20 protein-coding genes are annotated in these 22,855 nt (G+C 64.8%); 11 read left to right on the forward strand and 9 right to left on the reverse strand.

Features of this window, described 5'->3' with window-relative positions:
* Positions 1-18: 18 nt before the first annotated feature.
* Positions 19-1,728, forward strand: coding sequence for a putative bifunctional diguanylate cyclase/phosphodiesterase (locus M9H71_RS02100; protein ID WP_455403466.1), 1,710 nt, complete (start codon positions 19-21; stop codon positions 1,726-1,728).
* A gap of 17 nt (positions 1,729-1,745) precedes the next feature.
* Positions 1,746-2,189 carry a BLUF domain-containing protein gene (locus tag M9H71_RS02105; RefSeq protein ID WP_455403467.1) on the forward strand — a complete coding sequence of 148 codons (444 nt, stop codon included), beginning with the start codon at positions 1,746-1,748 and terminating at the stop codon, positions 2,187-2,189.
* Positions 2,190-2,210: 21 nt separating this feature from the next.
* Here the strand turns inward: M9H71_RS02105 and M9H71_RS02110 are convergent, their stop codons facing one another.
* Both M9H71_RS02110 and M9H71_RS02115 read right to left on the reverse strand, forming a co-directional pair.
* Positions 2,211-2,897, reverse strand: a complete 687-nt coding sequence (locus M9H71_RS02110; RefSeq protein WP_455403468.1) for a DUF1345 domain-containing protein — start codon at positions 2,895-2,897, stop codon at positions 2,211-2,213.
* Between the two features lie 7 nt (positions 2,898-2,904).
* A complete protein-coding gene (locus M9H71_RS02115; RefSeq protein WP_455403469.1) occupies positions 2,905-3,831 on the reverse strand; it encodes a polyprenyl synthetase family protein in 927 nt (308 codons plus the stop codon).
* A 101-nt stretch (positions 3,832-3,932) separates the two neighbouring features.
* On the opposite strand from M9H71_RS02115, the gene mtgA reads away from it, so the two are divergent.
* From mtgA to M9H71_RS02130, 3 genes are all read left to right on the forward strand, one after another.
* The gene (mtgA, locus tag M9H71_RS02120) at positions 3,933-4,697 is read left to right on the forward strand and encodes a monofunctional biosynthetic peptidoglycan transglycosylase (RefSeq protein ID WP_455403470.1); all 765 of its coding nucleotides are present in this window, start codon (positions 3,933-3,935) and stop codon (positions 4,695-4,697) included.
* Positions 4,698-4,794: 97 nt separating this feature from the next.
* Positions 4,795-4,977: a 50S ribosomal protein L32 gene (gene rpmF / locus M9H71_RS02125; protein ID WP_011156094.1), complete on the forward strand. Its 183-nt coding sequence runs from the start codon at positions 4,795-4,797 to the stop codon at positions 4,975-4,977.
* 209 nt (positions 4,978-5,186) lie between these two features.
* Positions 5,187-5,825 carry a hypothetical protein gene (locus tag M9H71_RS02130; protein ID WP_455403471.1) on the forward strand — a complete coding sequence of 213 codons (639 nt, stop codon included), beginning with the start codon at positions 5,187-5,189 and terminating at the stop codon, positions 5,823-5,825.
* A gap of 18 nt (positions 5,826-5,843) precedes the next feature.
* Here M9H71_RS02130 and M9H71_RS02135 read toward each other — a convergent pair whose 3' ends face one another.
* Positions 5,844-6,158: a hypothetical protein gene (locus M9H71_RS02135; RefSeq protein WP_455403472.1), complete on the reverse strand. Its 315-nt coding sequence runs from the start codon at positions 6,156-6,158 to the stop codon at positions 5,844-5,846.
* Between the two features lie 239 nt (positions 6,159-6,397).
* Between M9H71_RS02135 and M9H71_RS02140 the strand changes: the two genes are divergently transcribed.
* Positions 6,398-8,134, forward strand: coding sequence for a putative bifunctional diguanylate cyclase/phosphodiesterase (locus M9H71_RS02140; protein ID WP_455403473.1), 1,737 nt, complete (start codon positions 6,398-6,400; stop codon positions 8,132-8,134).
* 127 nt (positions 8,135-8,261) lie between these two features.
* Here the strand turns inward: M9H71_RS02140 and phaR are convergent, their stop codons facing one another.
* Entirely contained in the window at positions 8,262-8,852 is a 591-nt protein-coding gene (phaR, locus tag M9H71_RS02145; RefSeq protein WP_455403474.1) for a polyhydroxyalkanoate synthesis repressor PhaR, read from the reverse strand.
* 281 nt (positions 8,853-9,133) lie between these two features.
* Between phaR and M9H71_RS02150 the strand changes: the two genes are divergently transcribed.
* From M9H71_RS02150 to yddG, 3 genes are all read left to right on the forward strand, one after another.
* On the forward strand, positions 9,134-10,312 hold the full coding sequence (locus M9H71_RS02150; protein WP_455403475.1) for an acetyl-CoA C-acetyltransferase: 1,179 nt from the start codon (positions 9,134-9,136) through the stop codon (positions 10,310-10,312).
* 180 nt (positions 10,313-10,492) lie between these two features.
* Positions 10,493-11,218, forward strand: coding sequence for an acetoacetyl-CoA reductase (gene phbB / locus M9H71_RS02155; RefSeq protein WP_455403476.1), 726 nt, complete (start codon positions 10,493-10,495; stop codon positions 11,216-11,218).
* A 76-nt stretch (positions 11,219-11,294) separates the two neighbouring features.
* Positions 11,295-12,161, forward strand: a complete 867-nt coding sequence (gene yddG / locus M9H71_RS02160) for an aromatic amino acid exporter YddG (RefSeq protein WP_455403477.1) — start codon at positions 11,295-11,297, stop codon at positions 12,159-12,161.
* 30 nt (positions 12,162-12,191) lie between these two features.
* On the opposite strand, the gene M9H71_RS02165 is transcribed toward yddG, so the two are convergent.
* Positions 12,192-12,710, reverse strand: coding sequence for a TIGR02281 family clan AA aspartic protease (locus M9H71_RS02165; RefSeq protein WP_455403478.1), 519 nt, complete (start codon positions 12,708-12,710; stop codon positions 12,192-12,194).
* Positions 12,711-12,840: 130 nt separating this feature from the next.
* A complete protein-coding gene (gene hrpB / locus M9H71_RS02170; protein WP_455403479.1) occupies positions 12,841-15,309 on the reverse strand; it encodes an ATP-dependent helicase HrpB in 2,469 nt (822 codons plus the stop codon).
* 172 nt (positions 15,310-15,481) lie between these two features.
* On the opposite strand from hrpB, the gene M9H71_RS02175 reads away from it, so the two are divergent.
* Entirely contained in the window at positions 15,482-16,534 is a 1,053-nt protein-coding gene (locus M9H71_RS02175) for an acyltransferase family protein (protein WP_455403480.1), read from the forward strand.
* A 119-nt stretch (positions 16,535-16,653) separates the two neighbouring features.
* On the opposite strand, the gene M9H71_RS02180 is transcribed toward M9H71_RS02175, so the two are convergent.
* Both M9H71_RS02180 and M9H71_RS02185 read right to left on the reverse strand, forming a co-directional pair.
* Positions 16,654-18,213, reverse strand: a complete 1,560-nt coding sequence (locus M9H71_RS02180) for an acetyl-CoA hydrolase/transferase family protein (protein ID WP_455403481.1) — start codon at positions 18,211-18,213, stop codon at positions 16,654-16,656.
* Between the two features lie 755 nt (positions 18,214-18,968).
* The gene (locus M9H71_RS02185) at positions 18,969-20,417 is read right to left on the reverse strand and encodes a porin (RefSeq protein WP_455403482.1); all 1,449 of its coding nucleotides are present in this window, start codon (positions 20,415-20,417) and stop codon (positions 18,969-18,971) included.
* Between the two features lie 619 nt (positions 20,418-21,036).
* Between M9H71_RS02185 and M9H71_RS02190 the strand changes: the two genes are divergently transcribed.
* Positions 21,037-21,552 (forward strand): MarR family winged helix-turn-helix transcriptional regulator, encoded by a 516-nt coding sequence (locus M9H71_RS02190; protein ID WP_455403483.1) that lies wholly within the window; start codon positions 21,037-21,039, stop codon positions 21,550-21,552.
* Here M9H71_RS02190 and M9H71_RS02195 read toward each other — a convergent pair.
* Positions 21,547-22,665, reverse strand: a complete 1,119-nt coding sequence (locus tag M9H71_RS02195; RefSeq protein WP_455403484.1) for an alpha/beta hydrolase family protein — start codon at positions 22,663-22,665, stop codon at positions 21,547-21,549. The genes M9H71_RS02190 and M9H71_RS02195 overlap by 6 nt on opposite strands.
* Positions 22,666-22,855: the final 190 nt, after the last annotated feature.

A 22,855-nucleotide genomic window follows, 5' to 3' on the forward strand; every position in this document is an offset into this window, starting at 1 on the left:
CGCGTTTTGTTCAAGGTTATGGGGGTAGTCTCAGTCATCAGAACCGCCGATCTGCCTGAGCCGCATCCGAGCGAGAGCGCTCGAGGTGGCGTGGCTGATCGCGACGCGTCGGATCGCACCGGGCAATTGACGCTGGCGGCGTTCATGGCGATCGATGTCGGGTTGGCGCTGGTGTCGCCGGACGGCGACATCGTGCTGACCAATCCGGTGTTCGATCTGGCCTTCGGTGCAGTTCCGCGCGAGCAGGTGCTGGCACGAATCGGCTTCGATGCCTGCCGCGAGGACGGCAAGATCTCCCGCCCGATCATTTTCCCGAACGACCGGATCTACTGGGTCGACATCACGACGTTCCCCGACGGCTGGCTGATCAGCGCCGCGGACATCAGCGAGCGCCTGCGCCAGGGCATCGTTGGCGCCGAACTGTCGCGCACCGACCGCCTGACCCAATTGGCGAACCGCCTGGTGTTTCACGAGCGGCTCGCCGATATGCTGGCACAGCCGGCCGATATCCGCCGCGACGCTGCGGTGCTGACGATCGATCTCGATCGCTTCAAGGCGATCAACGACACGCTCGGGCGCACCATCGGCGATGCGTTGCTGTGTCTGGTTGCCAAACGCATCAGCTCGGCGTTGACGCCGAGCGATGTGTTGGCCCGGCTCGACGCCGACGAGTTCGGCGTGATCCAGGCCGGGCGAGATCAGCCGGAAGCCGCAGTGACGCTGGCCAAGCGGCTGGTCGATCTGCTCGGCCGGCCGTACCTGCTCGAAGGCCAGCTCATCAATGTCAGCGCTTTCGTCGGCATCGCGCTGCTCGACGACGCCGACATCGACGTCGATGGCGTGCTGAAGAACGCCGATCTGGCTCTGCATCGCGCCAAGCAGGAGCGCTACGCCGGCTATCGCGTGTTCGAATCCGCGATGGACGAGAGCATGCGGGCGCGGCGGGCGCTGGAGACCGATCTGCGCCGCGCGCTGGCGCTGCGCGAGTTCTCCCTGGTGTATCAGCCGCAGGTCAATCTGCAGAGCCGCCGGGTGGCAGGCTTCGAGGCGCTGCTGCGCTGGCGCTGCCCGACGCGTGGGCCGGTGTCGCCGCTCGACTTCATTCCGATTGCCGAAGAGACCGGGATCATCGGTCCGATCGGCGAGTGGGTGCTGCGCACCGCCTGTCGGGACGCTGCAAGCTGGCCGGGCGACTACACGGTGGCGGTCAACATTTCGGCGATCCAGTTCGCCAACCGGTCGCTGGTCGCGACCGTCGTCTCGGCGCTCGCCGACAGCGGGCTCGATCCGCGACGGCTGGAGCTGGAGATCACCGAAAGCGTGATGCTGGACGCGCGCGGCAATGCGCTGGCGGTGCTGCAGCAACTGCGCGGACTCGGGGTTCGGGTGTCGCTCGACGATTTCGGCACCGGCTATTCGTCGCTCGGCTACCTGCGCAGCTTCCCGTTCGACAAGATCAAAATCGATCAGTCGTTCGTGCGCGAAGCCAGCGACGATCGCGGCAACCGCGCGATCGTACGGGCGATCGCCTCGCTCGGCGCCAGCCTCGGCATGGCGACGGTGGCTGAAGGCGTGGAAACCGAGGACCAGCTCGCGCGTGTGGCGGCCGACGGCTGCACCGACGTGCAGGGCTATCTGATCAGCCGGCCGATCCCGCCGGGAGAGATCGAACATTTTCTCGCCGAGAGCCGCAACGTGATCAACGCGGCGACGGAAGTCAGCCTATGACCGGGGAGCATCCTCACATGCCGAGCGAGCTCTATCGCTGCGTGTATTATAGTAGAAACCTGATTGCCGGCGGACCGGCGCGAATCGCCGAGGAGATCGAATCGATCCTCGGCGCTGCGCGCCGCAACAACCCGCGGCTGTCGATTACCGGCGCCTTGCTGTTCAACCGCGGCCTGTTCGCCCAGGTGCTGGAAGGACCGTGCCCGTCGGTCGAAACCCTGTTCGAGAAGATCCTGCGCGACGAGCGTCACGGCGACATTCAGGTGCTCGCCTTCGGTGCCGCCCCGGAGCGGCTGTTCAGCAATTGGTCGATGGCGTTTCTCGGCCGCTCGCGCGAAGACGAGAACCTGTTCGGTCATATCGGCCGGCAGACCGGGTTCAACACCGAGCGGATCGCGGGGGACCGTCTGCTCGAGATCATCCGCAATCTGGCATTCGAGGAAGAAGCCCGCGCCGCCTGAGCGGTGCCGGCGAAGGAGAGGTCAGATCGCGCTCGCCGCGATGTTGACCATCAGTGCCACCAGGGCAGTGTTGAACACGAACGACACCACGCCGTGCGCGGTCGCGGTGCGGCGGATGGTCCTGTCGGTAATGCCGACGTCCGACACCTGTGCGGTCATGCCGATCACGAACGAGAAGTACACGAAATCCCAGTAGTCGGGCTCGGTGTGCTCGTCGCCGCCCGGAAACGCCAGCCCGCCCTCGCGATCGCCGCGATAATATTCGTGGGCGTAATGCAGCGCGAAGGTGGTGTGAACCGCCGCCCATGACAGCGCGATCGTGAATGTGGCGAGCGCCAGCTCGGCGGCGCCGCGATGCGCGTTTCCGAGTTCGGAGACGATCGCCGCGATGCTGGCGAAGGCGCCGAACGCCGTCACCATCAGGATCAGGAAGCGGCCGTCGTCCTGCAGCACCGCGTTGCGGCGAATGTAGGCGATCCCGCAACGCGCCATCATCGTATAGGCCAGCGTCAGGTAGGCGAGGATCGAGACATCCCAGCCGACCAACGCCCGCGTCACTGGCCGCAACCCGCTCGGCAGCAGCAGCGCCGCGCCGATGCCGACCGCGATCGAAGCGAACAACCGGGGGCGGGAATAAACCATCCGGACGACGCGCGGCAGCTTCCGAAAGCGGAGCAGACGCGCATCGTCGTCCGAATGATGCGTCATGTGTCGATCAGTTCTTCCGCTCCGCGACGAAGCGGGCTGCGGCGCGCAGCACATCGCCGCGCTCGCCGAACGGTGCCAGGGCCTGATCGGCTCGCGCGATCAGGTCGCGCAGACGCTGTTTGGCGCCGTCGATGCCGAGCTGGGTGACGAACGTCGTCTTGCCGAGCGCCGCGTCTGCGCCGGCGGGCTTGCCGAGCGCTTCGGCGTCGCCTTCGACGTCGAGCAGGTCGTCGGCGATCTGGAACGCCTCGCCGAGCGCGCGGCCGTAATCGTCGAGCGCGCGATACTGATCGGCGTTGGCCTGACCGAGGATCGCGCCGGCAACACAGCCGTAGCGCAGCAGCGCGCCGGTCTTCATTTGTTGCAGCCGCGCGACGTCGACCGGCTCGCGGTCGCCGAACCGGCCTTCGCCGGCCAGATCCAGCATCTGGCCGCCGACCATGCCGCCGAGCCCGGCGCAGCGCGCCAGCACGCGCGTCAGCATCAAGCGCACCGTCGGGTCGTTGTGCACTTCGTCGCGGGTGACGATGTCGAATGCGAAGGTCAGCAGCGCATCGCCGGCGAGGATCGCGGTGGCGTCGTCATAGGCTTTGTGTAGGGTCGGCCGACCGCGGCGCAGATCGCTGTTGTCCATTGCCGGCAGATCGTCGTGGATCAGCGAGTAGCAGTGGATGCACTCGAGCGCGGCGCCGACCAAAAGTGCGGCCGCGCGATCGATGCCGAACACCGCGGCGCTTTCCACCGCGAGGAACGGCCGCAATCGCTTGCCGCCGCCGAGCGTGGAATATCGGATGGCGTCCATCAGCCGGCGCGGCCGCGCGATCTCGTCCGTCATCAATTCGTCGGACAGCAGCCGATCGAGCAGCTTTTCGGTATCTTCGGCGGTGCAGTCGAGCCGTTTGGCAAAATCGATCGTGGACGGGGCGGTGGCCATTCGGAAGTGCTCCAGATAAAATTCGGCCGGACCATTCATCATGGCACCGGCTTCGTCAATTCGGCGGTGGGCAAGGGGCCTGGCCAACACCGGGAGCGATCGTGCCTGATCCCGTTGCGTTTGCGCCTCATAGGAAGCGCGTGGTTCGTGTTGCCATTCTGGTCGTGCTTGCGCTGGTCGCCCTGCCTTACGTCCTGACCATTCTCTATGCGGGCGGCCAACCGGTTTCGACCCTGATGGCTTGGCGCTGGCTCACCGGTTCGCCGGTCAGCCGGACCTGGATCGACATCGAGACCATCTCGCCGGCTCTGCCGCGCAGCGTGGTGGCGGCCGAAGACGCCAAGTTCTGCAGCCACCACGGCATCGACTGGGATGCGGTGCGCGATGTGCTCGACGACGACGATGCCACCCGCGGCGGCTCCACCATTACCCAGCAGGTCGCCAAGAACCTGTTCCTGTGGCCGGGGCGCAGTCTGGTCCGCAAGGCGCTCGAGGCGCCGCTGGCGTTGTGGATCGACCTGGTGCTGTCGAAGCAGCGGATCCTGGAGATCTATCTCAACATTGCCGAATGGGGGCCGGACGGCCAATTCGGCGCGATGGCCGGGGCCGATTACGCATTCGGGCGCTCAGCGGCCCAATTGTCGGCCAGGGAAGCTGCGTTGATGGCGGCTATTCTGCCGAACCCGCACGTCCGTAGCGCCAAGACTCCGGGGCGCGGCGTTCGGCGTCTCGCAGCCACCTATGTGGCCCGCGCCCGCTCGGCGGAGTTGCGGCAGTGCTGGCGGGAAAATCGCGAATCTCGCCACTCACTTGGCGGCATTTTGACCGCCGACCGCCCTAGCATTCCCGCCCAGCTTCCGTTATAAGCCCGGCCTTACGCATTTTGCCTGCGCGCAAGCGGGCCGTCCGAGTGTGGACGCCGACACCGATTTCGCCAGGGAACCTCCGTTAAGGATTACCGATATGGCCGTTCCGAGAAGAAAAACTTCGCCCTCGCGGCGTGGCATGCGCCGGTCCGCGGACGCGATCAAGCGCCCGACCTATGTCGAGGACAAGGATTCCGGCGAACTGCGCCGCCCGCACCATCTCGATCTGAAGACCGGGATGTACAAGGGCCGTCAGGTTCTGAAGAAGAAGGATTCCTGAGCTTTTGCTCGGACCTGGTCGGTGCGGCATGACTGTCGCTCCGACCCTTTAGGATCCACGCGAGCGCGAGCCGCATCCGTGCGGCAGCCACCGCGAATACGATCCGACCGATGTCTGAATTCGTGCCAAGTGTTGCGTTAACGCGTTGACGTTCGCGTCCGGACGAAGGCCCGCTCGCGTCTGGTTGTCGTGAACCACAGGCTTCGCCGATGTCGATTATCGGTTTTCCGCTGCTGCTGATTCCGGTCGCGATCTGCAACATCATCGTGTTTCTGATGCCGGGGCTGAGTTTCGACGCCCCGCTTTGGAATCTCGTGTTGCCGTCGGGGGCAGCGTGGGCGATTAGGCTCGGCGATGTGCTGGTCTCCCTCGGCATCCTGCTGCTGTTGCCCGAGGTGATGAAGGCGGCGCGGCCCGGCGCCAAGTACCTCACCGATCATCTGCTGTCGCTGCTGGTGCTCGGCGGCACGGCGGCCGAATTTGTGATGCTGCCGCAGTTTGCCAATCCGACGGTGTTTCTGCTGGCAATGCTGGCGCTGGTCGATTTCCTCAGCGGCATTGCGTTGCGCAGCCGGCATCAGCGAGCTGCCCGGGCGGCTCGTCCGGTCCCTGCAAAGTCCGAAAAATCCCCCTTGGCCAAAACCGTCGAGCCGGCGGCGCCATCCGAGCCGGTCGAGGACAGCGCCCCCGCGGTGCCATCGGCCGAACTCGCGCCTCAGCCGATTGAGCCGGCGTCCGCGTCCGCTGCTGCGGCGGCGTCAATGGCCGAAGCGGTGCTGCTCGACCGACCGGAGCCGGTGAGCTCCGTCGAGGCGACGAAGGATGCGGACAAGTCGCCCGCCCGCTGAGGCGTGCCGGCTGGGCGATCAGGATGTCCGCTGAGTTCTGAAGCCGGAGGGCGGCGCCGTGAAGGCGGGGCCGGGGGCAGCGCGGTATGCGGCATTGGCTCGTCCCGGCTCGGCCCGATTGCTGTCGCGGGTCTGCGGATAGCCGCCGTCAATTGCCATCAGGTGCGCCACGAAGTTCGACGACGGCCGAACCTGTCGGTCGGTGTAGCGGGTTCGCATCGGCGGTGGCGTAACCGGGACAGGCAGCGGCTCGATCAGCTCGCCTTGTTCGCAATCCGGTTCTGCCGAGGCGCTGCGGACGTCGCTCCCGTCGTCGATCCAGATCTTCGCCATTCTCGCACCCGCGTTCACTTGTGTCGTTTCGGAGCGGGTGACCCCGTCCTGATGCCGTCTTCGCAAGTCGTGTGCCGGAGCCCTGTACCTCGTAATATACCGAGGCTCGGACTTCCGTTCCTGTCCTGGAATCGGACTTAGTTTCCGAATTCTTAATCGAATCGATCTAGCGTGCGGAGGGTCGGTCGACCTATCCTGCACAGGAGAATCACCTGACAGCGTCCCGAAACGAGGCAGTCGTGTCGTCCGCCGCTCCTGCGCCCCGCCCGTCGACCGCGCAGACTGTGAGTGATGCTTTTCCGTCGTCGATCCTCTCGCTGCTCGGGCAAGCCGCTTTCGTGTGGGATCTCGCCACCGACGCGCTGGCCTGGACCGGTGCTGTCGGGGACCTGTTTCAAGACATTCCGGCGTCGACGCTGGCCACCGGCGCGAGCTTCTCGGCACTGCTGGAGCCATCCCGGAGCGTTCGCTCGGAAGCGTTGCTCAACGCGGCCGCTGCGGCCGGGCCCGGCTGCGTGCCTTACCGGATCGAATACGGCATCCGCGCTTCCACGGCCGCGCCGTTGTGCTGGATCGAGGAAACCGGGGTCTGGTTCGCCGGCCCCGACGGTCGCCCGTCGCGTGTCGAGGGCATCGTGCGCATCAACAACGAGCGCCATGCCTGGGACGAGCAGCTTCTGAAACTGTCGCAGCACGATCCGCTGACCGGCGAGCTCAACCGGGCTCATCTGATTGCTGCGCTCGCCGAGGCAATCGAAGAATCTTCGCGATTCCGCACCAGCCTGTCGTTCATGCTGGTCGGCATCGATCATTTGGCGCGGGTCAACGATTCGTTCGGATTCGATGTCGCCGACGAAGTGATCTCGACGATCGCCGGACGGATCCGCAACCGGCTGCGCACCGGCGATCAGCTCGGCCGGTTCTCGGGCAACAAATTCGGCCTGATTCTGAAGAACTGCTCCATCGACGACGCTCAGGTCGCTGCCGGGCGGTTTCTCGCGGCGATCGGCGGCGAGATCGTGCCGACGAAGTCCGGGCCGGTCTCGGCGACCGTATCGATTGGCGCAGTGAGCGCGCCGCGTCACGCGCGTGATGCCGAAGAGGCGATCAACCGCGCCCAGGAGGCGCTCGCCGCCGCCAAGCATCGCCGCAGCGGCTCGTTTTCGATGTGGCGACCGAACGTCGAGCGCGACACTCAGCGCCGGGTCAACATCCGCGTGACCGATGAGATCGTCACCGCGCTGAACGAGCGGCGTATCGTCCTGGCACACGAGCCGGTGGTCGCGGCGGCGTCGCGCGCGCCGGCCTTCTACGAGTGCCTGGTGCGGATGAAGACCGATGACGGTCAGGTCCTGCTCGCGCCCGACATCGTGCCGGTGGCGGAGCGCCTCGGGTTGATCCGGCTGGTCGATCATCGCGTGCTGGAGCTGGTGGTGGCCGAGCTCGCGGCGGCACCGGGCGTCACGCTCAGCCTCAACATCTCGCCCGACACCACGATCGACGCCGATTGGTGGGCGGGTATCGAATCGCTGATGCTGGCGCATCCCGGAGTCGCTGATCGCTTGATCGTCGAGATCACCGAGACGGTGGCAATCCCCGACCTCGACGAGGTTCGCGGCTTCGTCAATCGGTTGAAGAATCTCGGGGCGAAAATCGCGATCGACGATTTCGGCGCCGGCTACACCTCGTTCCGCAATCTGCGCGCGCTCGGCGTCGACATCGTCAAGATCGACGGCGCCTTCGTGCAGAACATCGCGCGCTCTGCCGACGACCGCGCCTTCGTGCAGACCCTGATCGATCTGGCGCGACGGCTCGGCATCAAGACCGTCGCCGAATGGGTGCAGGATGAAGAATCCGCGCAGCTCTTGCGCGACTGGGGTTGTGACTACATCCAGGGGCGGCTGATCGGTCTGGCCTCACAGCGCCGGCCCTGGCCGGTGACGGAAACCTCGGCTTCGGGCAAGGCTCTCAGCTAAAACGTTTACAGGCGAACGCGGCGTGGGCTCGCGAGCAGCGAGCGCAGCGAAGATCGTAGATGCCGGATCGCTGTCCACGTCCGATTCTGATCGATCAGAACCGGACGTGGAGAGAAGACGATCTGGACTACTCGTCCTTCTTCGGCTGCTCGAGCGACATCCGCTCCAGCCGCTCCTGCATCTCCTTCATCTGCCGGCGCAGATCTTCGATGCTGTCGGATCCGCCAGCCGCTTCGGCCGGGACTTCGTCGGCTGATTCGCTGGTCGGCTTGCGCGGCACGAACATCGAGAACGTCTGCTGGAAAATCTCCATGTTGCGGCGGACGGTCTCCTCCAGCGGCGCGAACGGCGTCATGCTGAAGGTCGACGCCATCTGCTTGCGGAATTTCTCCTGCTCGCGCGTCAGCGAATCGATCGACTGCTCCAGATACTTCGGCACCACCATTTGCATGCTGTCGCCGTAGAAGCGGATGAGTTGCCGAAGGAAGGTGGTCGGCAGAAGGTTCTGCCCGGCCTTGTTCTCCTGCTCGAAGATGATCTGCGCGAGCACGCTGCGGGTGATGTCGTCGCCGGTCTTGGCGTCGTAAACGAGGAAGTCCTCGCCATCCTTCACCATTGCGGCGAGGTCTTCGAGCGTCACGTAAGTACTGGTGCCGGTGTTGTAGAGTCGCCGGTTCGCGTATTTTTTGATCGTGGTCGGTTGGTCTGATTTCGCCATGTCACCCACACACACGGAGGATAAGGGACCCGCCGCCTCCCGACAGCAGGCTGAGACGCAATGCAATAAAGTAAGCACTTTCAATGCCCTTCGGCTACCGTTTTGTGCAGTGCCGGCAGCCTGGCGGTGTCAGGGTGAATTTAGCGGCATCGCAGCACCAAGATGCGTGTGCCGGATTGACACGCCGCCGCCGGCTTCACAGGATGCGTGCCGACACCGGCACGCCAACCCAGGCCCCGCCGTCCAAGAGCCCGTCAAAAACCCAAGCCCAGGAGATGTCCATGTCGGACGATGTTGTCATCGTCAGCGCTGCTCGCACCGCTGTCGGAAGTTTCAACGGCGCCTTCGCCACCACGCCGGCGCACGAGCTCGGCGCAGTGGCGATCAAAGCCGCGCTGGAGCGCGGCGGCATCGACCCGGCGCAGGTTTCTGAAGTGATCATGGGTCAGATTTTGACCGCGGGTCAGGGACAGAACCCGGCGCGGCAGGCGTCGATCGCTGCCGGTATTCCGGTCGAAAGCCCGGCGTGGGGCATCAATCAGCTTTGCGGGTCGGGTCTTCGCTCGGTCGCGCTCGGCTATCAGGCGCTGATGAATGGTGACTCCGACATCGTCGTTGCCGGCGGTCAGGAATCGATGAGCATGGCGCCCCATGCGCAATATTTGCGCGGCGGCGTGAAAATGGGCGCGGTCGAACTCGTCGACACCATGCTCAAGGACGGCCTGTGGGATGCCTTCAACGGTTACCACATGGGCAACACCGCCGAGAACGTCGCGCGGCAATGGCAGATCACCCGCGATCAGCAGGACGCATTCGCGGTGGCTTCGCAGCAGAAGGCCGAAGCCGCGCAGAAGGCCGGCAAATTCAAGGACGAGATCGTCCCTGTCACGATCAAGACTCGCAAGGGCGACATCGTGGTCGACACCGACGAGTATCCGCGCCACGGCGCGACGATCGAAGCGATGGCCAAGCTGAAGCCGGCGTTCGAGAAGGACGGCACGGTTACGGCCGGATCTGCGTCGGGCATCAACGACGGCGCGGCGGCGGTGGTGCTGATGACCGCCAAGCAGGCGGAGAAGCTCGGCAAGAAGCCGCTGGCGCGCATCGTGTCGTGGGGCCAGGCCGGCGTCGACCCGAAGATCATGGGCAGCGGCCCGATCCCGGCGTCGCGCGCCGCGCTCAAGAAAGCCGGCTGGTCGGTCGGCGATCTCGATCTGATCGAGGCCAACGAAGCATTCGCCGCTCAGGCCTGCGCGGTGAACAAGGATCTCGGCTGGGATACGTCGAAGGTCAACGTCAATGGCGGCGCGATTGCGATCGGTCATCCGATCGGTGCGTCGGGTGCACGCGTGCTGGTGACTCTGCTGCACGAGATGCAGAAGCGCGACGCCAAGAAGGGACTCGCAACGCTTTGCATCGGCGGTGGTATGGGCATCGCGATGTGCCTCGCTCGCGACTGATCGACGCGTGCCGCGAATGTCGCGGTAAACGAACTGATCAGTTGCAGTGCAAGAACGATTGTTCAAACGCCCGGCAGATTGCCGGGCGTTTTTGCTTGATGTTCGTCAGCGGCCATCCTTTTATTCGAAAAGACACAATCGCGTTCTAGACGAAAAAGGAATTGCGGGAGGAGTTTGGAAATGGCGCGAGTGGCGTTAGTGACGGGGGGAACGCGCGGTATCGGTGCAGCAATCAGCAAGGCGTTGAAAGCGGCTGGCTACAAGGTCGCAGCGTCTTATGCGGGCAACGATTCGGCAGCGGAGAAATTCAAGAGCGAGACGGGTATTCCGGTATATAAATGGGACGTAAGTTCGTTCGATGCCTGTGCCGAAGGCGTCAAGAAAGTCGAGGCCGAACTCGGGCCGGTCGACATTCTCATCAACAACGCCGGTATCACGCGCGACGGCGCCTTTCACAAGATGACGCTCGAGCAATGGAATGCGGTGATCAACACCAATCTCGGCTCGCTGTTCAACATGACGCGACAGGTGATCGAGGGCATGCGTGCGCGCAAGTTCGGCCGTGTCATCAACATCTCGTCGATCAACGGGCAGAAGGGGCAGTTCGGCCAGGTGAATTATTCGGCCGCGAAGGCGGGCGACATCGGCTTCACCAAGGCGCTGGCGCTCGAGAATGCGCGTGGCGGCATTACGGTCAACGTCATCTGTCCCGGTTACATCAATACCGAGATGGTGCAGGCGGTGCCGAAGGACGTGCTCGACAAGGCGATCCTGCCGCTGATCCCGTGCAATCGGCTCGGCGAGGCCGAGGAAATCGCGCGCGCGGTGGTGTTTCTCGCCGGCGACGATGCCGGCTACATCACGGGATCGACGCTGACCATCAACGGCGGCCAATACATGGTGTGAGGCTCGGCGGCCGGGCTGCAACCATTGCACGGCGCGTGTTCCGCGCCGTCGCGATGGGCCGCGGAAGGGGCCAGCCATGACGCCACGCATTGCGACGCTGATCGGGCTGTCGGCGATCCTGATGTGGTCGCTGCTCGCGGTGATGACGGTCGCGACCGGCACCATTCCGCCGTTCCAGCTCGCCGCGATGACATTCGCGATCGGTGCGGCTGCCGCAGCGGTGGGATGGATCGTGCGGCCGCAGGCGGTGCGCGCGCTACGGCAGCCGCCGCTGGTCTGGGCGATCGGCGTCGGCGGCCTGTTCGGCTATCACGCGCTGTATTTCCTGGCGTTGCGGCTGGCCCCGCCGGCCGAGGCCGGCCTGTTGAATTATCTGTGGCCGCTGCTGATCGTCCTGTTCTCGTCGCAGCTGCCCGGCGAGCGATTGAAGTCGCATCATCTGGTCGGTGCGCTGCTCGGGCTGGCCGGTACGGTGCTGCTGTTCACCGGCGATGGCGCGGCGATCGAACGCGCCTATTTGCCCGGGCTTGCGGCAGCGTTCGTCGCCGCATTCGTCTGGGCGAGCTATTCGGTGCTGTCGCGCCGGCTGAGTGCCGTGCCGACCGATGCGGTGGCCGGATTCTGCTTCGTCACCGCGCTGCTGGCGGCGCTGGTGCATGCTCTGATCGAAACCACGATGTGGCCGGACACTCTGCTGCAATGGAGCGCGATCGTTGCGCTCGGCATCGGTCCGGTGGGGGCGGCGTTCTATGCCTGGGACATCGGTATGAAGCGCGGCGACATTCGCGTACTCGGTGCGGCGTCCTACGCCACGCCGCTACTGTCGACAGCGTTCCTGATCGTCGCAGGTTACGCCCGGCCGACCGCAGCGTTGGCTCTGGCGGCACTGCTGATCGCAGGAGGCGGGTTGCTGGCGGCCAAGGACATGCTGAAGCGCGGCTGACCCCGCGCTTCCTCGTTGCCGGAAGCGCCGCTATTGCTCGAGCACCATCCGGCCGTCCGCATAGGCGAAGCGCTTCAGCTTCGACAGGTACGACAGGCCGAGCAGGTTTTCCGACAGCGCTTCGTCGGGAAGCACCAGTGCATCGACATCACGGACGACAAGCCCGCCGACGTCGAGCATCGCTATGCGGGCGCGCGCGGCTTTGACCTGGCCGTTCGCTGTCGAGACTTTGGTGGTGTAGTCGCCGCGCAGGGGCCGCAGTCCGAACCGTGCCGCGGAACTCTCGTTCAGGGCCACCACGGAAGCGCCGGTGTCGATCATGAAGGACAGACGCTGCCCGTCGATCCGTCCATCGGTGCGGAAGTGGCCGCGTCGATCGCTGGCGATCGCCACGCTGCGACCGCTGGCCTCGGGCGCCGCCGTCATCGCGACCTCCCCACGGATAGCGGCATGTGCCTGGGCCGGCGCCGGAGCAATCCGGTCGGCGATTTGAGCCATCGCGGTGCCCAGCACCACGAGAGCCGCGGCGAAAATCAGGATGCTACGCATGACGCCTACTCACAAAACCAGTCGCCGCGCCGATTGGAACACGCGCGGATGTCGGACGCGACCGCGCCGCCCGATGCATGCGGTTGTTTTTGGCGAAAACGGTGAGCGAAGGATTAATGCCGGCGCCCGCTCAGGTGCCTTTCGGCTTGGCGCGGCGGGTCGGCGGCGCCGAGGCTGGGTCTTCCGGCCAGGGGTGGCGCGGGTAACGCCCGCGCAGATCGGCGCGCACGCCGGCGTAGGAGCCGCGCCAGAAACCGGGCAGGTCGCGCGTAACCTGCACCGGGCGATGCGCCGGCGACAGCAGTTCCAGCACCAGCGGCACGGCGCCGCCTGCGACCGAGGGATGGGCGGTGAGGCCGAACAATTCCTGCAGCCGTACCGCGATGGTCGGGCCCTGTTCGGCCTCGTAATCGATCGGCAGGTTCGAGCCTGTGGGGGCTTCGAAATGCGTCGGCGCTTCGCGGTCCAGTCGCGTGCGCAGCTCCCAAGGCAGCAGATTCATCAGGGCGTCCGACAGATCGCCGGCCGAGACGTCCTTCAGCCCAGTCTTATCGAACAGCATCGGCACCAGCCAAGTCTCGCGCGACTCGGCCAGAGCGGCATCGGATAGATCCGGCCAGGGTTCGCCCTCGGCCTTGCGCAGGAACCTCACCCGGCCGCGCCATTGCTGGAGCTGCTTCGACCATGGCAGCCGGTCGAGCCCGGCGGCGACCAGGCCATCGGCGAGCACGCGCGCGGTCTGCTCGGAAGGCATGAGCGCCAGCGGCGCTTCGGACAATGTGATGGCGTGCAGCGACCGCCGTCGCCGCGCCCGCAGGCTCATCGCGGCGCGATCGAAGCTGACCTCGTCGGCGTCCTTTATCTGGCTGCCGAAATGCAGCTCGATGTCGGTCAGCGTCATTGGCGCCGCCAGCAGGATCCGCCCTTGCGCGGCGCTGCCGGTGAGTTCGCCGACTGCCAGATAAGGTGCACGCGCCAGCGCCGAGGTTTGCTCGATCGTCGCGCCGCGCCCATTGGCCAGCGTGAAGCTGCCATTGCCGCGATTCTTGGCGACGCGATCCGGAAACGCGAAGGCGAGCAAGACGCCGGAGCTGAGCTCCCCGTCCGCTTGCGGGGACGGGGAGGGTGACGAAGCCCAGCGCTGCGCCATCTGGCGGGCGCTCGTTGCACGCTGCGAGCGGTCGCGGCGGAATTGATCGCGGCGATGGTCGAGATCGACGCTGTCGCCGCCGAGCCCGCGCTCGGTCAGAATCGCCGCAATCTCCGCGGCGTCCTCGGCATAGCCGTGGCGGCCGGCATCGACGATCATCCGCGCTAGCCGCGGCGGTAGCGCCATCGCCCGCAGGCTGCGGCCTTCATCGGTGATGCGGCCATCGGAATCGAGCGCGCCGAGCTCGCGCAACAACTCGCGGGCTTCCTTCAGCGCCGGCTGCGGTGGCGGGTCGAGAAAGGTCAGCGACAACGGGTCGGCGACGCCCCACTGCGCCAGGTCGAGCAGCAGCGACGATAGATCGGCACTTAGAATCTCTGGCTGGGTGTAGGGTGGCAGCGATGCGGTCTGCGGCTCGTCCCACAGCCGGTAGCAGATGCCGGGCTCGATACGGCCGGCGCGGCCGCGGCGCTGATCGGCTGCGGCGCGCGAGGCACGGACCGTCTCCAGCCGGGTCAGCCCGAGATCGGGCTCGTAGCGTGGCACCCGCGACAGGCCGCAGTCGACCACGATGCGCACGCCCTCGATCGTCAGCGAGGTTTCGGCGATCGACGTCGCCAGCACCACCTTACGCTGTCCCTTCGGCGCCGGCTGAATCGCGCGGTCTTGCACCGCCGCGTCGAGCGCGCCGAACAGCGGCACGATTTCGATTGCCGGGTCCTGCACGCGCTCGCGCAGCATCGTCTCGGTGCGGCGGATCTCGGCTGCGCCGGGCAGAAACGCCAGCACCGAGCCGGGCTCCGCACGCAGCGCCTGCGCGATCGCCTCCGCCATCTGCCGCTCCAGCGGCGCATCGCTGCGGCGGCCGAGATAGCGGGTCTCAACCGGAAACGCCCGGCCGAGGCTCTCGACCACCGGCGCGTCGCCGAGCAGGCGCGCGACGCGGGCGCCATCGATGGTCGCCGACATCACCAGGATGCGGAGGTCCTCGCGCAGCCCCTGCTGCGCATCGCGCGCCAACGCCAGGCCGAGGTCGGCGTCGAGCGAGCGCTCGTGAAATTCATCGAACAGCACCGCGCCGACGCCGGAAAGCTCCGGGTCGTCGAGAATCTGCCGGGTGAAGATTCCCTCGGTGACGACTTCGATCCGGGTGGCGCGTGACACCTTGGAGCCGAACCGGACGCGGTAGCCGACCGTCTCGCCGGCTTTCTGGCCGAGCGTCTTGGCCATCCGCTCGGCGCTGGCGCGGGCGGCGATCCGCCGCGGCTCCAGGACGATGATCTTTCGATTCTGCAGCCACGGTGCATCGAGCAGCGCGAGCGGCACCCGGGTGGTTTTGCCGGCGCCGGGCGGCGCGACCAGCACCGCCGTGCTGCTGGCTTCCAGCGCGCCGGTGAGGTCGTCCAGCGCGTCGTCGATTGGAAGCGGCGTATCGAAGGTGCGGGTCAAAGGCGGCTCGAACGGTGCAGGGCGCGGATGGTTAACAGAAACCTCTCCCAGCGGCAAAACAGCCTACCGGCGCTCACAATTCCAAAAATGCGGCACATTCGCTGGCGAGGGCAACACTAACGCAACCGATCGCACCGAAGATGCGTCCCGTCCGCATCTGACGGGAACAACCATGACGGCGAACGGCACACACGCTCCGCGCATGCACGGCGGCCGGGTCGACTGGGTCGACTACGCCAAGGGCATCTGCATCATCATGGTGGTGATGATGCACTCGGTGCTCGGCGTCGAGGCCGCGGCCGGCCACACCAGCTTCATGCATTACGTGGTCGAGTTCGCGCGTCCGTTCCGGATGCCCGACTTCTTCCTGATCTCCGGGCTGTTTCTCGCAGTGGTGATCGATCGCGACTGGCGAACCTATCTCGACCGCAAGGTCGTCCACTTCGCTTATTTCTACGTGCTGTGGGTGACGATCCAGTTCGCCTGCAAGGCGCCGAGCTTCGCCGCCGAAATGGGCTGGGCCGGGGTCGCCAAGCTTTACGCGCTGTCGTTCATCGATCCGTTCGGCACGCTGTGGTTCATCTATCTGTTGCCGATCTTTTTCGTCGTCACCAAACTGACGCGGCGGCTGCCGCCTCTGCTGATCTGGGGCGTTGCGGCGCTGCTGGAATCGCTGCACGTCACCACCGGCTGGATGGTGCCCGACGAGTTCTGTGCGCGGTTCTTCTATTTCTACACCGGCTATCTGTTCGCCAGGCAGGTGTTCGCGCTGTCGGATTCGGCACGCGCGCGGCCGGTGCTGGCGCTGTTCGGTCTCGCGGTGTGGGCGGTGATCAACGCCGCTCTGGTGCATGTCGGTGCCGCTGACCTGCCGGTGCTGTCGCTCCTTCTCGGACTTGCGGGCGCCTGCGCCATCATCACGGTCGGCACCCTGCTGGCGGAGAAGCGCTGGCTCGACGGCCTGCGGTTCTGCGGCGAGCGTTCGATCGTGATCTATCTGGCGTTCTTCCTGCCGATGGCGACGAGCCGGGCATTGCTGTTGAAATACGCCGCGTTCCTCGATCTCGGCGTCATCGCTATTCTCGTCAACATTGCCGGGGTGATCGGCGCGCTGATCATCTGGAAGCTCGCGATGAAGAGCGGCGCGACCTTCCTGTTCGAACGCCCCGACGCGTTCTGGATCGCCCCGCGTAAGAAGGCGACGCGGCTACAAGCAGCTGAATAATCAAAATTTGCATCTCGTCATTGCGAGGAGCGAAGCGACGAAGCAATCCAGCTCGGTGCAGGGAGCTCTGGATTGCTTCGCTTCGCTCGCAATGACATCGAGAGGGACGTGGCCGGTCCCTATCGCCAGGCGTCGGCCTGCACCACCGCATCGTCGCGCCAGGCTTCGCGCGCGGCCTTGTTGGCCATCCAGTTCGGCAGGAACGTCAGCGCCTCGTCGAGAATGTGCGGGGTGTGCAGACCCGGCGAATATTCCAGCGCGCGCTTGAAGTACTCCTTCAGCGCCGGCCGGAAGGTCGGGTGCGCGCAGTTCTCGATGATCACCTTCGCGCGCTGCTTCGGCGACAGGCCACGCAGGTCGGCGAGACCCTGCTCGGTGACGATCACCTGGACGTCGTGCTCGGTGTGATCGACGTGCGACGTCATCGGCACGATGCAGGAGATCTTGCCGCCCTTGGCGGCCGATGGCGTCATGAAGAACGACAGGAAGCTGTTACGGGCGAAGTCGCCCGAACCGCCGATGCCGTTCATGATGCTGGTGCCCATCACATGCGTCGAGTTGACGTTGCCGTAGATGTCGGCCTCGATCATGCCGTTCATCGCGATCACGCCGAGCCGCCGGATCACTTCGGGATGGTTGGAAATCTCCTGCTGCCGCAGCACGATGCGCTCGCGATAGAAGTCCAGGTTGCGCAGGAATTCGTCGTATCCCTCGGGCGACAGTGACAACGCCGTCGCCGAGGCATGGGTCAGCTTGCCCTTGCGCAACAGGTGCAGCATGCCGTCCTGCAGCACTTCGGTGTAGGCGGTGAGATTGTCGAACGGCCCGTCTTCGAGACCGTTCATCACCGCATTGGCGACATTGCCGACACCGGATTGCAGCGGCAGCAGATTGTGCGGGAGCCGCCCCTTCTTCACCTCGTGGCCGAGGAAATCGAGGATGTTGCCGGCGATCGCCTGCGAGGTTTCGTCGGGCGGCGAGAACGCAGAGTTGCGGTCGGGCAGGTTCGTCTCGACGATCGCGACGATCTTGGCCGGGTCGCAGCGCAGATACTGTTCGCCGATCCGGTCGCCGGACGTGACGATCGGGATCGGCTTGCGGTTCGGCGGCAATTGCGTGCCGTAGTAGACGTCGTGCATACCCTCGAGACGGATGTCCTGCCAGGCGTTGACTTCGAGGATTACCTTGTCGGCGAGATCGAGCCAGGTCTTGTTGTTGCCGATCGACGACGACGGAATCAGGCTGCCGTCCTCGCGGATGCCGGCAACCTCGACAATCGCGATATCCAGCTTGCCGAGGAAGCCGAACCAGGCGTGCTGCGCAACATGCGACAGATGGATGTCGATGTACTCCATCCGGCCAGCGTTGATGCGCTTCCGGCAGGTGGGATCGGACTGATACGGCAGCCGCATCTCAATGCCGTCGACCTTGGCGAGCGCACCGTCGAGCTCGGGCGCGGTCGAGGCGCCGGTCCAGACGCTGACCTTGAACTTCTGCCCCCGCGCGTGGTGCGCGTTGATGCGCTCGGCGAGCGCCAGCGGCAGCAGCTTGGGATAGCCGGCACCGGTGAATCCGCTCATGCCGACATGCGCGCCGGATGGAATCAGCGCGGCAGCGTCGGCTGCGGTCATGACCTTGGAGCGGAGTTGGGGAGCAAGGATGCGGTCGGCGTTGACCATCAACGGCTCTTTCTTGCTAGGAGCGGCGGGAAAATGACGCGATTCGTCTAGTCGCTGGGCCAAAAAGAGCCATGCAACCAATGGCGAAGGAGCCATGCGGCCGGCAGCGACGTCCAGCCCGCGCGGCGCTGCCGAAGTCGTCGCCGGTGCTTGGGCCCGCCGGCAGGTCTTTGATTTTGCGAGGAAAGTCTAGCGTCGGAGGCGAGACCTTCGGATTGCGCGAGCAGCTCCGTCCCACCTCACCGCGGCATGCCACTATTGCAGGGCAGGGCCGCGCTGGCTGGCTGGCGGAGCGAGGCTCGTCTCGAGCACCGATCGCGCCTATCGCACGGTGCGGCCGCCCAAAAACGAAAACCTCCGGCAGGGCATTGCCGGAGGTTTCCTGGAGGTTCTCATGAAGGAAACTGAAATTTCTTCCTGCTCCCTCGGCGGTCACCGATGAACGATGACCTCGGACAGAAGTATATGATCATTTTTTCATGACTACAACAGGTAATTTACTCAGTAATCACGGTTCTTTCCGAGGGTGATCTGAGGTTGATCCGCCACGCTACCATGCCGGCGTTCGAAGCCTCGCCTTGCGGGAAAAACCAAGGCGTCTATCGCGCCGTAGCTTTGCCGATGGACCGATTACTTCCGACGAAGAGCTTCACGCTGCGACCCTCTGACTCGCCGGTGTCGTCGATCGCCTCAACGAAAAACCCCGGCGGTTGCCCGCCGGGGTTCGTCAGATAATCGCTTGGAAGAAGCGAGGATCAGAAGTTGCGCTGAACGCGGAGGTTGCCGCTCCAGACGCCCTGGTCCTTGAACTCGTAGTTCGCGGCCGGCTTGGTGCCCGCAGCGGTGAGCGGCAGGACGCCCGACGAGGCCTGATCGAGATAGGTGTACATCACTTCGCCCGACAGGGTCAGACCCTTGACCGGGGTCCAGCGGGTGACGGTACCGATCTGAGAGATCGCGAAGTCCGGGTTGCAGTTGAAACCGGCCACGTTGGCGCCCAGACCGCTGCAGATCAGAGCAGTCGCGGTGCCGTTGTAGTCGATCTTGGTGTACGACCCGAACAGCGAGGTCGACCAGTAGGGGTTCCAGTTGTGGTTGAATGCACCACGGACGCCCCAGGCACCCGTCTTCTCGATGCCGGTGCCGGTCAGGTTGTTCGCGCCGGCGAACACGCCGTCAGCCGCAACGCCGAAAGCGACGCTCTGGTAGGTGCCCGGGACCGAGCCGTTGCCGTAGATCGCGAACGAGTTCGGGCTCACGCCGCCCAGCACGTAACGGGTCGCGCCGTTCGAATAGGTGGCGGTGAAGTTGATGCTGTCGCCGGGGCCGGTCGGCAGGTTCTTGAGCGAGATGGCGCCCTGAACCGCATAACCCCAGGTGTCGCTGGGGTGACCGGAGGTCTCGTTCGCGGTGTTGTAGTAGCTGGCGCGAACCTGGTGCGCAGCAGCCGACACCTGGAACAGACCCCATGCCTGGTCGACACGGACCTTGCCGACGATGTCGGGGACCGACGTGCCGGCATAGGAGTCGGTGCCGTAGGCCAGGAAGGTCGAGGTGCCGGAAGTGTTGTAGAGCGCCGACCGCAGGTACGACGACTGATCTTCGAGCGAGATCGAGGCCGACACGCCGTTGCCGAATTCCGCGGTGTACGACACCTGGTTGATGCCGGTGACGTCGTCGTAGCCGCCGATCAGGAACGAGGTGTTGTTGCCCGGATAACCGGTCCAGGGCGTATCGAACTGCGACACCGCCTTACCGAAGGTGAAGCCAGCGAACTGGATGAAGGCGTAGTACACGCCGAGCGAACCACCGGCAATGCCGTCACCCGAGGTCCAGTTGAAGGTCGCATCGAAGAACGTCCGAACCACGCCGTATTCGGTCGCGGTGCGGGTGTCGATGTTGATGTCCTGACGAGAACGGAAGATGTAATCGTTGGCGAGACGGTTCTTCTGGCCGGCATTGCCGTTCCAAGCCGGCATGTCGTAGGCGGCGCCGCCCGCCATCGTCACGTCGGCGCGCAGATAGCCGCCGAGCTTGATGCAGGTGTCGGTGCCCGGGATGTAGTAGAAGCCGGCGCCGTAGATCGAGCAGACCTTCACGTATTCGACGGCCTTCGCCTTCAACGGAAGATCGGCGGCCTGGGCGCTGCCGACGGCGATCACCGCCGCGGCTGTTCCCAGCGCCAATTGCTTGATGATGTTCATTGCTACCCTCCAAGGTCAACAAAGTGGATGGAGCCGGTTCCTGCGGGAGAAACCCGAGGTGGCCCTGTGACGCGAAGTTCGCCGATGCCTCGGCGTGGCAAACCTCTCAACGGGACGACTTGTGCTGCCCCACCCCGTCTGCGCGGATCATGGTTGATTTCATCACGTTAGCAAATTCATTTATCTACTCAGCAATAGGATTTGGAACGTCACGTTGCATTTGTGCAACAAGACTGTGGCGGCGCACCATTTGTGAAGCGATCTATCCGCCAGGGTGTTGCAACTCGAGCGATCTGGATTCGAGCTGGGCGCCGCGCGAGGCGGCAGGCCAGTGATGCACGCCGACCACAGATGCTCACCGGCCGCGCGGGACGCCTTGCGGCAAGGCCGGCGCACCCACAAGTCATGCTTCAACAGGCTGTCTCGATGCAGATGCCCGTGCAGAATTCCGACCGCAAACGGACTATAGAGTCCCGTCGGACGAGGGCGACTGCTCGCGGGAGCTTAGGTTCGTTCGGAATCGATATGATCAGTTGAAGAATTTGTGTACACTAGAAACCTAACCGAGCGATGAGCTATGCACGAGCGGCCGTGCTCGTGCGGGATGACGTGCCGGACAATGCAGACGACGAAGAACAAACGCGAGGTCCGTGCGTCCCGCGCCTCAACGATCGACCCGGACGTCGCAAGGCGATTCGCCGCAACGGTCGCGAGCGTTGCAATATTCCTTGATGAGATCCGCCAGTTCCGGGCCAAGTCGTTGGGCATCAGCGGACCGCAATTCGCGCTGTTGATGGCCGTGATGGATCTCGAGCAGGGCGAGGGCGTGTCGATTCGCCATGTGGCCAAAGCCGTCCATGTCGATCCTTCGTTCATCACCACGCAGTCCAAGCTGCTGGAGAAGAAAGGTCTGATCCGGCGACAGGTCGACAGCCACGACGCGCGGGTGGTCAAACTGTCGCTTTCCGACAAGGCCTACAAGCAGATCGCCGGGCTGGCGACCGGGGAGCAGGAGCTCAACGGCTTCATCTTCGAAGAGACGGGCAGCGAGGCTCTGGAGCAGCTCACCTTGCAGCTCGGCGAGCTGCAGAATCGGCTGGAAAAGGCGACCGTCAAACTTGCCAGCGGCCTATAGGCGAGTGTCGACTAGGTGACTGCAGCCGGTCTCGGTGTCGTCGCCCTTCAGGTGCTGACCGAGCCAGTCGAACACGAAGTCGGCCACCAAAATCCAATCATAGCCGTCGACCGGCCATGGTGCGCTGCTGTTCTCGCCGAACACTTTCAGCAGGATATCGCGTTTACCGGCATGATGTTCGGCCAAAAGATGCCGGGCGTGGGCCGGGGCGATGCCATCGCCGTCGCTCAGGGGCACCAGCAACGGACAGGCCACCGCCGAGGGTAGGGCGCAGCTTTGCACCATGCCAAGCGAGGCGCCGCGTGTCTCGGTGTGGCGCATCGCCCACAGGTCCCACAGCCCACCGTCACAGACGGCGGCGGCGACGCGACCATCGCGCGCGATGCCGCGGGTGACGAGCGAAGAGGGACTGCCGTCTCCGATCACCGCGATTCGTGCCGCATCGATCCCGCGGGAATCCGTCAGGTAATCGAGGATCGCGGTGATTCCGGTCTCCGGGGCGGAGCATCCCGCCGACGTCTCATCAGGCAGGTCCACACACAATAACGCCATGCCCCGTTGCCGGGCCGAGCGTAGAACCAGCGACAGAATCTCTTCTTTGGTCCGCCGGGTCTCGGCGATACACACCACCACCGGACCTGCATCGGCGCCGTCCGAGGCGACCGGCAGGTAGAAGCCTTCGAGCCAGCGATCCCCGAGCCACGGGATCGCAACGGTTTTGCCCTGGGGCTTCAGCTTCTCCAGATAGTGCCCCAGACAGCTCCGCGCCAAAGCCACCAGGGCCGGTTCCGAGCCTTCGGGGCTCCTTTCGATCGCCGCGGCCATGAAGTAGTTCGCCGCGTGCAGCCAGGCTTTCTGCGCCGCCGTGTCGTTGCCGGCGCGACCGAATTCCTCCGCGCGCCGCAGATGCGATCTGGCGAGTTCTTCCCAAGCCTGCCGCCAGCCGGGCCCGCCGTTGGAACGGATCAGCTTCGCGGCCGTGACGCATTCAGAGTAACTGACGCCATCGTTCTTCGCCACGCACAGTAATCTGCAGAATTCGCCACTGTACTCGTGATGATCGAGCAGTCCTCGAACGTCGCGATGATCCAGAATGCCACTGTCGAGTCGCACGACGGCGAAACCCTCCCGATCTTCCCCGGTCTATTTGTTGAATTACTCAATTAAGTAGATAACCGAAATGTAAGCGACTGTCACTTGCAAAGAGTCTCTGCGCGCGACACGCAATGCTTCGCTTGAGAAAGCGGCTTACGCGCTGCAACTAACAGTAGCGGAAAGGTGCGTTGCGCAGCTAAGAGCCGGG

Source organism: Rhodopseudomonas parapalustris (assembly GCF_053772255.1).

Bases quoted from the DNA above. Each gene is read 5' to 3' on its own strand.
- M9H71_RS02115 (WP_455403469.1), bottom strand. From the start codon at position 3,831: ATGGCCACCGCCCCGTCCACGATCGATTTTGCCAAACGGCTCGACTGC.
- M9H71_RS02190 (WP_455403483.1), top strand. From the start codon at position 21,037: ATGCAGACGACGAAGAACAAACGCGAGGTCCGTGCGTCCCGCGCCTCA.
- M9H71_RS02105 (WP_455403467.1), top strand. From the start codon at position 1,746: ATGCCGAGCGAGCTCTATCGCTGCGTGTATTATAGTAGAAACCTGATT.
- M9H71_RS02130 (WP_455403471.1), top strand. From the start codon at position 5,187: ATGTCGATTATCGGTTTTCCGCTGCTGCTGATTCCGGTCGCGATCTGC.
- rpmF (WP_011156094.1), top strand. From the start codon at position 4,795: ATGGCCGTTCCGAGAAGAAAAACTTCGCCCTCGCGGCGTGGCATGCGC.
- M9H71_RS02100 (WP_455403466.1), top strand. From the start codon at position 19: ATGGGGGTAGTCTCAGTCATCAGAACCGCCGATCTGCCTGAGCCGCAT.
- M9H71_RS02135 (WP_455403472.1), bottom strand. From the start codon at position 6,158: ATGGCGAAGATCTGGATCGACGACGGGAGCGACGTCCGCAGCGCCTCG.
- M9H71_RS02185 (WP_455403482.1), bottom strand. From the start codon at position 20,417: ATGAACATCATCAAGCAATTGGCGCTGGGAACAGCCGCGGCGGTGATC.
- M9H71_RS02110 (WP_455403468.1), bottom strand. From the start codon at position 2,897: ATGACGCATCATTCGGACGACGATGCGCGTCTGCTCCGCTTTCGGAAG.
- yddG (WP_455403477.1), top strand. From the start codon at position 11,295: ATGACGCCACGCATTGCGACGCTGATCGGGCTGTCGGCGATCCTGATG.
- phaR (WP_455403474.1), bottom strand. From the start codon at position 8,852: ATGGCGAAATCAGACCAACCGACCACGATCAAAAAATACGCGAACCGG.
- M9H71_RS02165 (WP_455403478.1), bottom strand. From the start codon at position 12,710: ATGCGTAGCATCCTGATTTTCGCCGCGGCTCTCGTGGTGCTGGGCACC.
- M9H71_RS02175 (WP_455403480.1), top strand. From the start codon at position 15,482: ATGACGGCGAACGGCACACACGCTCCGCGCATGCACGGCGGCCGGGTC.
- M9H71_RS02150 (WP_455403475.1), top strand. From the start codon at position 9,134: ATGTCGGACGATGTTGTCATCGTCAGCGCTGCTCGCACCGCTGTCGGA.
- M9H71_RS02180 (WP_455403481.1), bottom strand. From the start codon at position 18,213: ATGGTCAACGCCGACCGCATCCTTGCTCCCCAACTCCGCTCCAAGGTC.
- phbB (WP_455403476.1), top strand. From the start codon at position 10,493: ATGGCGCGAGTGGCGTTAGTGACGGGGGGAACGCGCGGTATCGGTGCA.